General features: G+C 62.0%; 12 protein-coding genes. 6 read left to right on the forward strand and 6 right to left on the reverse strand.

The window, feature by feature from the left end; genetic code table 11:
• Window positions 1–96: 96 nt before the first annotated feature.
• Entirely contained in the window at window positions 97–279 is a 183-nt protein-coding gene (gene hemP / locus VBE63_RS08985) for a hemin uptake protein HemP (RefSeq protein ID WP_323682674.1), read from the reverse strand.
• A gap of 152 nt (window positions 280–431) precedes the next feature.
• Here hemP and cobF point away from each other — a divergent pair, with 152 nt between their 5' ends.
• On the forward strand, window positions 432–1,199 hold the full coding sequence (gene cobF, locus VBE63_RS08990; protein WP_323682675.1) for a precorrin-6A synthase (deacetylating): 768 nt from the start codon (window positions 432–434) through the stop codon (window positions 1,197–1,199).
• Between the two features lie 159 nt (window positions 1,200–1,358).
• On the opposite strand, the gene cobM is transcribed toward cobF, so the two are convergent.
• Entirely contained in the window at window positions 1,359–2,144 is a 786-nt protein-coding gene (cobM, locus tag VBE63_RS08995; protein WP_323682676.1) for a precorrin-4 C(11)-methyltransferase, read from the reverse strand.
• A gap of 493 nt (window positions 2,145–2,637) precedes the next feature.
• On the opposite strand from cobM, the gene VBE63_RS09000 reads away from it, so the two are divergent.
• From VBE63_RS09000 to VBE63_RS09020, 5 genes are all read left to right on the forward strand, one after another.
• A complete protein-coding gene (locus tag VBE63_RS09000; RefSeq protein WP_323682677.1) occupies window positions 2,638–4,074 on the forward strand; it encodes an FAD-binding protein in 1,437 nt (478 codons plus the stop codon).
• 435 nt (window positions 4,075–4,509) lie between these two features.
• Window positions 4,510–5,673, forward strand: a complete 1,164-nt coding sequence (tcuB, locus tag VBE63_RS09005; RefSeq protein WP_323682678.1) for a tricarballylate utilization 4Fe-4S protein TcuB — start codon at window positions 4,510–4,512, stop codon at window positions 5,671–5,673.
• Window positions 5,674–5,887: 214 nt separating this feature from the next.
• Window positions 5,888–6,625, forward strand: a complete 738-nt coding sequence (locus VBE63_RS09010; protein WP_323682679.1) for a cobalt-precorrin-6A reductase — start codon at window positions 5,888–5,890, stop codon at window positions 6,623–6,625.
• 152 nt (window positions 6,626–6,777) lie between these two features.
• Window positions 6,778–7,026 carry a hypothetical protein gene (locus VBE63_RS09015; protein WP_323682680.1) on the forward strand — a complete coding sequence of 83 codons (249 nt, stop codon included), beginning with the start codon at window positions 6,778–6,780 and terminating at the stop codon, window positions 7,024–7,026.
• A gap of 27 nt (window positions 7,027–7,053) precedes the next feature.
• Window positions 7,054–7,911: an IS4 family transposase gene (locus VBE63_RS09020; protein ID WP_323682681.1), complete on the forward strand. Its 858-nt coding sequence runs from the start codon at window positions 7,054–7,056 to the stop codon at window positions 7,909–7,911.
• A 35-nt stretch (window positions 7,912–7,946) separates the two neighbouring features.
• Here VBE63_RS09020 and VBE63_RS09025 read toward each other — a convergent pair whose 3' ends face one another.
• From VBE63_RS09025 to VBE63_RS09040, 4 genes are all read right to left on the reverse strand, one after another.
• On the reverse strand, window positions 7,947–9,296 hold the full coding sequence (locus tag VBE63_RS09025) for a transposase (protein WP_323682682.1): 1,350 nt from the start codon (window positions 9,294–9,296) through the stop codon (window positions 7,947–7,949).
• A gap of 238 nt (window positions 9,297–9,534) precedes the next feature.
• A complete protein-coding gene (locus VBE63_RS09030; RefSeq protein ID WP_323682683.1) occupies window positions 9,535–9,795 on the reverse strand; it encodes a hypothetical protein in 261 nt (86 codons plus the stop codon).
• A 172-nt stretch (window positions 9,796–9,967) separates the two neighbouring features.
• On the reverse strand, window positions 9,968–10,492 hold the full coding sequence (locus tag VBE63_RS09035) for a GNAT family N-acetyltransferase (RefSeq protein WP_323682684.1): 525 nt from the start codon (window positions 10,490–10,492) through the stop codon (window positions 9,968–9,970).
• Complete coding sequence (locus tag VBE63_RS09040) at window positions 10,485–10,760, reverse strand: DUF1778 domain-containing protein (RefSeq protein WP_323682685.1); 276 nt, start codon at window positions 10,758–10,760, stop codon at window positions 10,485–10,487. The genes VBE63_RS09035 and VBE63_RS09040 overlap by 8 nt, the downstream gene beginning before the upstream one ends.
• Window positions 10,761–11,434 lie beyond the last annotated feature (674 nt).

Raw genomic sequence — 11,434 nt, forward strand, 5'->3', positions numbered from 1 at the left:
CCCGCAGACGATGCTGGTCGTTGCATTGCGGGGGTTGCGGTCTTGAGCGTTCGGGCTGACGGCCAGCAATGCCTGATCGTCGACCCGAACGCCCGGCTACTTGACCAGAATCAGTTTGTCATTACGGGTTAACAGCAAGGTGTAGCTTGCGTCACCATGCTCGATGACGACCCGACGGCTTCCTTGGAGCAGCTGCTCGCTGTGCAGGCGACGTTCTTGTGCCGACGAGGCGCCGGCGGCCACCTTGTCGGGGGATTGAGGATGCATGCGTGGACTCATGATCACCTCTCGTGGATGCGCTGGGAGTGAAGGGGCTCGCCGAGCATTGCTTGGCAGTCTCTAGAGTCTTGATGCTAGCGAGCTTAGGATGGTTTTGCAATACAAATGAGACTGACTAGCATTAATGATATTTCTGGGCTGGAGTTGCGGTCTTGAAGCGCTTGACGTTGATCGGGATTGGACCTGGCGGACCTGAATACCTGACCCTGCAGGCCATCGAGGCGATGCGCTGCGTGGATGTCTTTTTCATGCTCGAGAAAGCGGGGCGCGGCAAAGAGGAGCTGCTGGAGGCTCGACGCCGCATCATGGATCGCTACCTCGAGCCCGGCCGCTATCGGGTTGTCACCGCGAGCAGTCCGCTGCGGAGCACGGCCGAGGGGTATCGGCAGGGCGTCGCGGACTGGCATGCAGCCAAGCACGCGCTCTTCGTTGAGCTGTTCGAGCGGGAGCTCCTTGATGGCCAGTGTGGCGCCTTTCTAATCTGGGGTGATCCCGCGCTCTACGATCAGACGGTGAGCCTGATCAGCGCCATCGTCGCCGCAGCTCCTGACCGCTATGCGCTCGAGGTGATTCCAGGCATCACCGCCGTACAGGCGCTGACCGCCCAGCATCGCATCCCGCTCAATCGTGTTGGCGAGGCAATCCAGATCACGACTGGCCGGCAGATGGCGCAGTGCGATCCGAGCAGCCTGGATCATGCCTTCGTCATGCTCGATGGTGAGGAGAGGTTTCGACGCTTTAGCGGTCAGAACATGGACATCTACTGGGGCGCTTATCTTGGCACCGATGACGAGCTGCTCATTGCGGGCGACCTAGATGAGGTGCTTGATGAGCTGCTAGAGACCAGGCGCCGCGCGCGTGAGCGCAAGGGTTGGATCATGGATACCTATCTGCTCCGGCGCCGCGTTCTTGACGACTGATGAGCCCAGTGCCGGACTGTCGACATTTGCAAGCGGAGCCAGCCGGGCAGCCGCGCAACCTGTTTGTCGAGCATCACCGCCTACTCATGTGCGGCTGACGTGGTCGGACAAAGACGCGACATGTTGCGGTAGGCGGAGCTGACCGACCACCCCTTCCTGTCAATCGCTACCGGCCTGTGCAGGACGAAACCGGCGCGGGAAATTGGCGTCATAGAGCTTCGAGGTCTTGGCCTCGATCAACGCGCGTGCACCCAGCGCTGGGCTAGCCAGGATCATCGCCTGACGCTCGATGCCGGCCGCTTGGCAGCGCGTAGCGATATCGGCCAAGGTGCCACGCAAGACCTGTTCTTCGCCCGGCCAGGTGGCCTTGTAGACGACGACGATCGGGGCCGATTCAGCCCAACCAGCGCCGATCAGGGTTTCAGCGACCTGCGCGATGCGATCGATGGCCAGGAAGATGCAGAGGCTGCACCGATGTGAGGCCAGCGATGCCAGCGATTCGGTCTCCGGCATCTTGGTGCGCCCGGCCAGGCGGGTGAAGATGACGCTCTGGGTCACCTCCGGTAGCGTCAGACATTCACCGGCCGCCGCCGCCGAGGCCATGGCTGAGGAGACGCCGGGGACGATGCCGATCGGGATCTGGGCGCGATCCAGCGGCCGCGCGAGCTCGGCGAGTGCACCGTAGAGGGTGGGATCACCGGTTTGTAGCCGGACCACGGTCTGGTGCTGAGCTGCGCGCTCAAGCAGCCAGTCGGTAACCTGCTCGAGATCCATCGATTTGGAATCGGCGATCTCGCAGTCGGCCGAGGCCCACTGCAACGCGGTCTCAGCGACCAGCGAGCCGGCATAGAGGATGGCACCAGCCTCGGCCAAGAGCCGCGTGCCGCGTACGGTGATCAGATCCGGCGCACCTGGCCCGGCACCGACGAACCAGACCTTACCCATGCGGGGTTTCCTCGCGAGACAGGGCTGGGCATAGCCTGGATGGGCACAACCCTAAGTGCGCAGGTGGGCTCAACGAGGAGAGCATCGTGGAGTGTTTCTTGGAGCGGGTGAGGGTAAGGGTGAGAGTGATCAAAGGAGTGGGCGTCATAAGTAAGGAAACCAACAGAAGTTTGAACCAGAGATGCTTTGGGCCACCGATGAACAGACGATCGATACCGAGGGCTGAACAAGAACTTCAGTATCTCGCAGGGCAGTTTCAGCGGATCGTCGGATCGGATCAACCTAAGGCGATTTCTGTCAAAACTCATACCGCCTTGCTTGTCTTTTCGCTCGCCTTCTTCGTCGCGTTGTCGGTCACATAGCCCGGCAATGCTTCCGACAACGCTCCTTGAAGGCAAACGAAAATCCTACGCAATTCGGTAGGAGATTTTCCGGCAATCGCCTAAGTGCCCCATCAGCCTGTCAAAGATGCTCATCCTGAAGGCCATCATCAATGCCGCAGCCTGATGTGCTCGTCGTCGGCGGCGGTGCCGCGGCGCTCTGTGCCGCGATCACGGCGCGTCGCGCGGGTGCCTCGGTGCTGCTGCTCGAGCGCGCACCGGCAGGTGAGCGCGGTGGCAATAGCCGACATTCACGCAATTTCCGCTATGTGCATGAGGGTCCGTCACCGTTCTCGGCCGGCCCTTACCCCGAGGCCGAGTTCCGCAGCGACCTCGCGCGGGTTGCCGGCAGCGATCAAGACCCGGCGCTGTTGCGCCTGTTGATTGAGCGCTCGACTGATCTTCCCGACTGGCTGCTTGGCGCCGGCGTGCAGTTACAGCCGGTTGCAGGGGGTGGGCTGCCGCGCTCGCGCAAGACCGCTTTCCTGCTCGGCGGCGGCAAGACCATGCTCAATGCCCTTTATGCAACCGCTGCCCGGTTGGGCGTGGAGATCTGCTACAGCGCCAGCGTCGAGTCGCTTTTACTCGAAGACGGCGCTGTGCAAGCGGTGCATTATCGTCTTCAAGAACCAAGTCAGGATGCAAAACCGGAAGCAAAGCCAGAAGCAAAGCCAGAAGCAAAAAAGTCTCCAAAAAATACCTGTGAACCTAAGGTGGCACAAGCGCAGCGGTTCAACCAATCGAGCCTCATCGGGGAGCAGGGTGGGCGGCTCGTCTATCCCAAGGCGACGATCCTCTGCTCGGGCGGTGCGCAAGCGGATCGGGCGTGGCTGCGAACGCACTGCGGCGTTTGCGCCGATGGCTTCATCAACCGCGGTACCCCCTATGCGACCGGCACCCTGCTCAACAGCCTGCTGAGCCAGGGCGTTGCGGCGGTAGGCGACCCGGCAACCGCCTATCTGGTCGCCGTCGACGCTCGCTCGCCGGCCGATGACGGCGGCATCGTGACCCGGGTGCGCTCGATGCATGCCGGTATGGTTGTCGATCGCCATGGCCAGCGGCACTATGATGAACGCGCGGATACCGCCTCCACGCGCTACGCTGCCTGGGGCCAACGGCTTGCTGACTTCCCAGGGCAGATCGGCTATCTGATTCTCGACCGGCAGGGGTTGCAGGTCGAGGCGCCGTCATTCTATCCGCCCATCAGCGCCCCTCGCATTGGTGGTCTCGCTCAACAGCTCGGTATCCCAGCGGCCGCGCTCGAGCAGACACTAGACAGATACAATGCCGAGGTGCGACCGTTCGAGCCACCCTTTTTCGCCTATCCGATGTGTCCCGGGATCACCTTCACCTATCACGGCGTCGCCGTTGATGCCTCGCTGCGCGTCTGTCATCAAACGCATGGTCCGATCGACACTCTGTTTGCGGCCGGGATGCTGATGTCGCCGAACCTACTGAGTCGCGGCTATCTCTCCGGTCTGGCCCTGATGATCGGGCTGGCGACTGGGCGCGCGGCTGGGGAGGGCGCTGCGCGGGGTGTCAAGAGTTGAGCCGTATGGCGAGAGTCATAGGATCAAGCCTTCACCAAATGACGATAGTCGAACAGCAGGGCATTGAGCCGCAGGTCCGAGAGTTGGGAAAATGGCTATAACTCGACTTTGGCCATTTTGGCGGCCTGCCAGGGCGCTAACTGCCTGAAAAACCGTGAGGGCGAAAATTTAGAGGGGGTCGGTAAGCCTGAATCCTCCAAAGTAGACCCCTCGCTGATTTTTTGCCAAACCGCAAGCCCTTGATTATAAACAGCATGAGGGCTTGGAAAAATGGCCAAAGTCGAGTATAAGTAATTGTTTTATAATAATTTCAATCTGCGTACATCTGCATTATTTGCGATCTATAGGTTGATGAGATAAGGCAACAGCGGTGCGGAAAATGACTGACCTTGCGGCGGTGATCGATGGGCGGCATACTGCCGGATCGATTCAGCAATGACGATGGAGAGGCTGGATTGGGCCGCTCAACGGTCTGCCGTAGAGCAGCCGCAACCAACCGCCGAGGCCGAGACGCGACGCGCGCTGCATCTCTGTAACGTCTGTGGCTACTGCAACGGACTCTGTCCAGTGTTCGACGCCGCAAAACGCCGCCCGCTGCTGGCGGGCGGGGATCTGGACCAGCTCGCCAATCTTTGCCATCACTGCCGCAGCTGCTTCTATGCCTGCCAGTACGCGCCGCCACATCCGTTTGCGCTCAATCTGCCGCGCGCGCTGGCGCGCACCCGCGCCGACAGCTATGCAAGGCATGCCTGGCCGCAGCCCTTGGCACAGCTGTTCGCACACCCGCAGCGGGCGGCGCTGTTGGCCTCGCTGATCACGACCCTGCCATTACTGCTGCTGGTGCTGATCAGCGGTCCAGTTGATCAGGTTTGGGCGGTGCATCAGGGTCCGGGGGCCTTCTATCAGGTGCTGCCCTGGGGTTGGATGGTGCTGCTTGCTGGGCTTTCGCTAGGCTGGTCGCTAGTCGCGCTTGGGGTGGGTGTGCGCCGGTTTTGGCGGGCGGGCGCGGGGGCTGATGACCATGCGCTGTTGCCTCAGGGACGGCGACGCTCAGCGCTGAAAACCGCGTTGTTGGAGGCCTTAGCACTGAGCCATCTGCGCGGCGGGGGTGCTGGCTGTGCGGATCTTGACGCCACCCCCTCGCTCTGGCGCCGCCGTTGGCACCATGCGCTCTTCTATGGTTTTCTACTCAGCTTCGCCGCCACTGTTGCGGCGACCCTCTACCATCATCTGCTCGGACGCCTGGCGCCGTATCCCGTTTGGAGCGCTCCGGTGCTGCTTGGCAGTGTTGGAGGGCTGCTGATGCTAATGGGGGTGATTGGTCTTGGATCGTTGAGGGCACGCGCTGATCCGGAGCCCAACAGGCCCGCCACCCAAAGCGCCAATCAGGCGCTCTTATGGCTGCTCGGCGCCGTCGCCCTCAGTGGGCTGCTGCTGTTGCTTTGGCGGGAGACGGCGGCGATGGCACTGCTGCTGATCCTGCACCTCGGGCTGGTGCTGGCGCTGTTTCTGCTGCTGCCTTATAGCAAACTGGTGCATGCCCCCTATCGATTAGCCGCGCTCTGGCGCGATGCGTTAGAGCGGCAACAGCGGGGATAGCTGCAGTGATAACAGTAGGGACAGCAGAAGTATGAACAGAAAAAGTATAAACAGCATTCTCATCCTTGGCGGCACGACTGAGGGTTATGCGCTGGCCGAGGCCTTGAGCGGGTCAATCGCGTCGGGTAGATCGAATGCGGAGAGATCGGATCACCGCCTAGTCTCTGAGTCCCGCCGGTCTCCGACAGCCAAGCAGCGGCAAGGACAGCGGCCCATGCAGCCAACTGCCGACCCTGCTCATTGGCGCGTCATCAGTTCGCTCGCCGGTCGCACCAGCAGCCCGCGGCTGCCCTTGGGTGAGACCCGCATCGGTGGCTTTGGTGGGGTTGCCGGGCTGGTCGACTATCTGCGCGAGCAACGCATCGCGGCCGTTATCGATGCGACTCATCCGTTTGCCGCGACCATGGGTTGGCACGCAGCCGAGGCTTGCCAGACGCTCCGTCTACCATTATTGCGGCTGGAGCGGCCCGCCTGGCAGCCCGTGCCCGGTGATCGCTGGCACCCGGTGACGGACTGGGACATTGCTTGCGCGACGCTGCAGGAACTCGGGGCGCGCCGCGTGCTGCTTGCGCTCGGACGCCAGGACCTCCAGCCTTTCGTTGGTCTGACGGGGGTCCATTTCCTGATCCGTTGCGTCAGTCCACCAGAGCCGCTGCCAGCCTTCGCAAACGCTGAGCTACTGCTCGCCCGCGGCCCTTTCGACCTGGCCAGCGAGCGGGCGCTGCTCGATGCGCATCGCATCGACGCCATCGTCTGCAAGAACAGCGGCGGCGAGGCGACGTCAGCCAAGCTCATTGCCGCGCGCGAGCGCGAGATCCCCGTCGTGATCCGGCAGCGTCCGCCACGCCCGGCACTGCCGAGCTGCGCCGATGTCAGCAGCGCAGGAGATTGGCTGGCGCAGGTGCTGATGACAGAACAGAGTGCCCTGGGCAATCGCATCAAGAAATGGTAATGTTAGAGATTATTTATTTGCTCGCAAAATCAGCATGATGGGGCACGTAGAGCCAGAATTTCTGAGCGTGGATAGAGCGAAGGCTCTGTACAGTACAAATCAATTAAATCCTTGATAAAATAGGACTTTAACCACCAACCCCTGTTCTGACCGTGACCGAACTCGACTCAGTCAAGGCACTCCGTGGGGTGCTGAGCACCCATCTGAACTGGCATGGCGCGCGCTTGGAGTTCCTCGCCCGCTTCATCCTAGCGCTGCTACAGGTGCGCTCGGTGAACCTCGCGCGGCTCGCACCGGTGTTCTCCTCGAGGTCGAAGATCCGCTCCAACGACATCCGTCTGCAGCGATTTTTCCGCACCTTCACGATCGATCAGGCCGACATCGCACAGACCCTCGCCTAGCTGCTGTTGTCCAAGGACAGGCCCTGGGTGCTAACGCTCGATCGCACCAACTGGAAGCTCGGGCGGGCCGAGATCAACCTGTTGGTGCTCGGCGTGTCCTACCGGGGGCTGAGCCTACCCTTGTTCTGGAGCGCCCTGCCCAAGGCGGGCAACTCCAACACCGCCGAGCGCGTCGAACTGCTCGCGCGCCTGCGCGAGACGTTCCCGGTGCAGCCGCTGGCCTACCTGCTCGCCGACCGCGAGTTCGTCGGGCGCGCCTGGGTTGAAGCGCTGCGTGAGCAGCAGATCCCGTTTCGCCTGCGCCTGAAGGCCAATGCGCGCATCCGCCGCTCCCGCTCGGGCGAAGAGGCCCCGTTGCTGCGTGCGTTTCAAGACCTGCAAGTCCACGAGCAGCGGGTGCTGCGCAAGCCCCGTTGGCTCTGGGGGCAGCCCCTCTACCTGAGCGCCAAGCGCCTGGAAGACGGCGAATGGCTGCTCATCGCCAGTGAGGCCTATACCGCCCATGCGCTGCAGGAGTCTGCCGAGCGCTGGACGATTGAAACCTTGTTCGCCGCCCTTAAGGGCCATGGCTTCCACCTCGAAGACACCCATCTGACCAAGCCCGAACGCTTGGAGAATTTGCTCGGCCTGCTCGCCTTGACCAGTACCTGGGCTTTGCATGCTGGACTCTGGGCCCATGAGCAACAGCCCATTCGCGAAAAAAAAACACTTCAGCGACCGCAGTTTAGCGTCTTCCGCGACGGGCTCGACCTGCTCCAGCGCCTCGTCGCTCAGCGCGAGACCTTCGGGGCTCAATTCCTGCGGCTGCTCGGCTTCCTCCTCGATGGACAGCCCTTGGAGCTCCATCCCATGATGGTCTGCGAGATGCGCCTGGTCTGGCCATAAGTGCCTCAATCTCGACTTTGGCACTTTTTGGCCCCTCAGGCCGTCGCGGCAAGCTGATCGAGCAAGCGCTCCAAGCGCTGAGGCGAAATTTGCACAGGGTCTTGCGCGCTGGCTGAGCTGTCGAAATCGGTTTCGCCCCAAATCCGGCGCCGGACCAAGGCCAGGCAATCGGAGAACGTCGCCTCCGGCTTGAGGTACCAGGCGCTCGAGCGCGCCAGGGTGGGCCAGTGCTCACGCCAGCGATGCACCATCAGACAGACCAGCGAGAACAGGGCCATGAGCACCGGCGTGGTGCGGGCGATGGCCAGGTCGCTCCACTGACGCTGGGTCTCCACGCCGAGGTGGCGGCGGGTCTCCTCGAAGGTCACCTCCAGCGACCAGCGCCAGACGAACAGCTCGATGACCCGTGCCGGGGTCAGGCTCAGCGCCGTGGTGAAGAAGGCTTGGGCCGGCAGGCGCCCCTCGGGATCGACCACCAGCACCCAGCGGATCGGCAGCGGGGTGATGCCAGGGGTGTGCCACAGCGCGGTGTCGCTGAGTACGCGCAGCGTCTTGCGTTGGCCCCGGTACCAGGCGACGGTCACCGCCTCGCCCTGGGTGCGCGCCTCCTCCACGCGCTCGGCGAGCTTGGTCAAGCGGGCCCCTTTCCGGGGCTTGCGTCCTCGCCGTCCGGCCGGCACCGGCTCGGGGAACCCAAACAGCCGTGCATCCAGGCGCAGACGACTGATCAGCGTGGCCTGATTGACCACGCACTCCCAGCCCAGGTGGAGGCAGGCATAGCGCCCATCGCCGATCAGGATCCACGGGCGTCGACCCAACCAGCGTGCGACCAGCCGCACCATCACGACGGTCCAGTCCAGGGTGGTGCGATGCCGGCGACCGGCCTCGCGGTCGGCCTGCTTGGAGGGCCTCAGCAGGGTCAGAAACGGCAGGGCCCACATCCGCTGACTCCAGGGCATAGGCACCATCAGCGCCATCACGAGCCATTCCACGCCCAGACAGGTCACCACCTTGCCCCGGCTCGAGCGCACCGCATCCCGATACACCCCTTTGGCGCGGATGCGCGGACCGAAGCGCCGCTCCAGGGTCTCGTCGATCACCATGACAATCGGGAGGCTGTGGGGCAGCAACGCCAGCAACAGCCCCAGTAGGATCTGCGCGCCGCGCAGTCCTGACCAGCGCGCGCGGTTGAGCACCCGATGGTCACGCTCGAAGCGCCGCTCGCCCGAGAGACCCATCGCGCGCAACGCAGCGGTGACCGTACGCGGCCCCTGCGCAAGCAGGGTGCCGATCACCAACACCTGCGCATGCGCCCAGGTCGGTCGCGTGAACAGCACGGCAAACGGTTCTAAAACGGCTACAATCGTCAACGGCAGGGCGAGCATGGGCGGTTCGGTTTGGCGTTTTGGTCGACATCAGACGATACCGCCCACCTCGCGCTGCTGCCAACCGCGCTGCCGCCGGCTGCTGCCCCGCCGACGCTGGCCGATCACCAACCACGAAACCGCTCAGCAAAATGGCCAAAGTCGAGAAAGGAAGATATTACTAAAAGTCTTGCACTGAAAGAGTATAGTTTGGATTAGCGATTGGGACAATCAAAAAACTGGAGCACAACCTTCTTTTTTACCTGAACGCTCCTTGCACAATCACCTCAATACGTTCAATGACATCATCCGGCAGGATAATAAACTGCGAGCGTTTATTACGCGATAACTGCCCATCATTACCTTGAATCATGCGCACTAAACGGCTGATGTCTTTTTGCGGCAAATCGAACTCAGCATCAATCTCTCTGCAAGCTCGATCATACCCTTGCAAAAACCTAAGTTCGCTAGGGATTTCCTCTTCGAGAGCATACTGGATCATCGTTGCTAGAAAAGTCACTTCTTGATCAGCGCAAAGGTATCGATAGGGCACAACGCCAGGGTCGCTTAAAATCTCCGGGCCATCGTCATGGCGGCGATAATCTCATAACTGGTCACTGGCTCGGAAAAGCCCGTCAGCATGCGGTGATAGTCGGGAATGTGGCGCATGATCACCGCCGAGACCGGCACGATCAGATCCGGTGTTTCAGCCAGGCCATCGCATCCTGCATCGTCAGGATGAGTGCCTCGCTGTCGGGGAGCGCCTGGAATCCATGATGCTGGTAAAAGGTCGCGGCTGGTGGATCGATGGGGTCGACGATAATGGCCCAAACCGCGACCTGCCTGGACGCGCGGACGATGCGCGTGATCGCATCCAGGAGCAGGTCTGATCCAAATCCCTTTCCCTTCTGCCGCTGGTCGACCGCCAGTTCGCCGATGCGCGCGACCGGGATTGGGTACTTGGGCAGCCCTTGGCGCAGAGTCTGCGGCAGGTGCTCGAAGGCGACCGCGCCGGACATAAGCGTGTAATAGCCCAGCACGGGGTTGCTGTCCGGTTGCGGCACCAGCACAAAGGCGCGCGCCAATCCCTTGCGGTCGTTTTGCCGAGCGAAGCGGGCCAGATAGGCATTGAGAAACGGATGTCCACAATCAAAGGCGGCGCGGTCATGCCGGCTGGTAATGGCCTCGATCCGATACCGCTCGCTGCTTTTAGTCACTGAGTATGCGCGTGCCGCGGCGCTGCGCTGCCTTGGCCAACGCCGCAGGGATAGCGCGTTGCGGTTGATCCAATGCCTTCAGAAAGGCATCGCGATCAGCATCCGACAGTTCTAGCGTCTCGCGGCGATGCCGCGCCCGGGCGACCTGTTCTTGCGCCGCCGCGATCATGAAGGACGACAGGTTCATGCCGTAGGCCTCGGCTGCGTGAGTAAACTGCGCCTTAACGCCTTCCTCAACCCGAAAATCGATGCGTTCTAGCTTTGCCATGTGGACCCTTCCATTGCGTGGGTATTGTCACGTGATTTTAGCCCATGTGCGGCATTCGTCCACACAAACCTGGATCAAGGCATCGGCAAATTATGGTATGGTTTCCTGATTGGAACACATGCGGCGGCGATCACAGCCAAATCGAGCCCTTCGTGGCGCAAGGCAAACTCAAGATGACCGAGCGGCGAGTCCTCGATCGCGACACCGACCGGGAACAGGATCTCGGTCTCGCCATCGACGCGCCGGTTGACCGCAGTGGACAGGCGTGCGACGGAACAGATTGGCACCGATTGCCGTGCGAACCTTCTCAGGCATCGGAATGTCCGCCACGGTGCTGGCGAACCTCCTCGCCAATTTCGTCCGCGTCCATTAGCTTGCCGCCCGATGCGAGGTGGGCCTTCCGTGGCTGCAGTGCGAGCCCCCAATTTGGCTGATCGGCTGGTACGCCGGTTCGGTTTGGTCTCGGTCAAGTTGATCAACGGTGACCCTGACGCAATGCCCAAGCAATGGCCGTAACTCAGGAAAGGTCTGGATGGACTCCGCGTTGATCACGGTTTCGATTTGAACGACGTGTTGCATAATCTCGTCTCCCTCGGGCGAAGTGCGTGGCATACGCTTTGGCGGTGTCCAGCACGAACTGCCTCGGCAGCCAGGCCTTCTCTGCCAGGTGGGAC

Source organism: Lamprobacter sp. (genome assembly GCF_034860625.1).
Taxonomy (GTDB): Bacteria; Pseudomonadota; Gammaproteobacteria; order Chromatiales; family Chromatiaceae; genus Lamprobacter.

Coding starts and splice junctions, on each gene's coding strand:
- VBE63_RS09010 (WP_323682679.1), top strand. CDS start 5,888: ATGCAGCCAACTGCCGACCCTGCTCATTGGCGCGTCATCAGTTCGCTC.
- VBE63_RS09000 (WP_323682677.1), top strand. CDS start 2,638: ATGCCGCAGCCTGATGTGCTCGTCGTCGGCGGCGGTGCCGCGGCGCTC.
- cobM (WP_323682676.1), bottom strand. CDS start 2,144: ATGGGTAAGGTCTGGTTCGTCGGTGCCGGGCCAGGTGCGCCGGATCTG.
- VBE63_RS09025 (WP_323682682.1), bottom strand. CDS start 9,296: ATGCTCGCCCTGCCGTTGACGATTGTAGCCGTTTTAGAACCGTTTGCC.
- tcuB (WP_323682678.1), top strand. CDS start 4,510: ATGACGATGGAGAGGCTGGATTGGGCCGCTCAACGGTCTGCCGTAGAG.
- hemP (WP_323682674.1), bottom strand. CDS start 279: ATGAGTCCACGCATGCATCCTCAATCCCCCGACAAGGTGGCCGCCGGC.
- VBE63_RS09040 (WP_323682685.1), bottom strand. CDS start 10,760: ATGGCAAAGCTAGAACGCATCGATTTTCGGGTTGAGGAAGGCGTTAAG.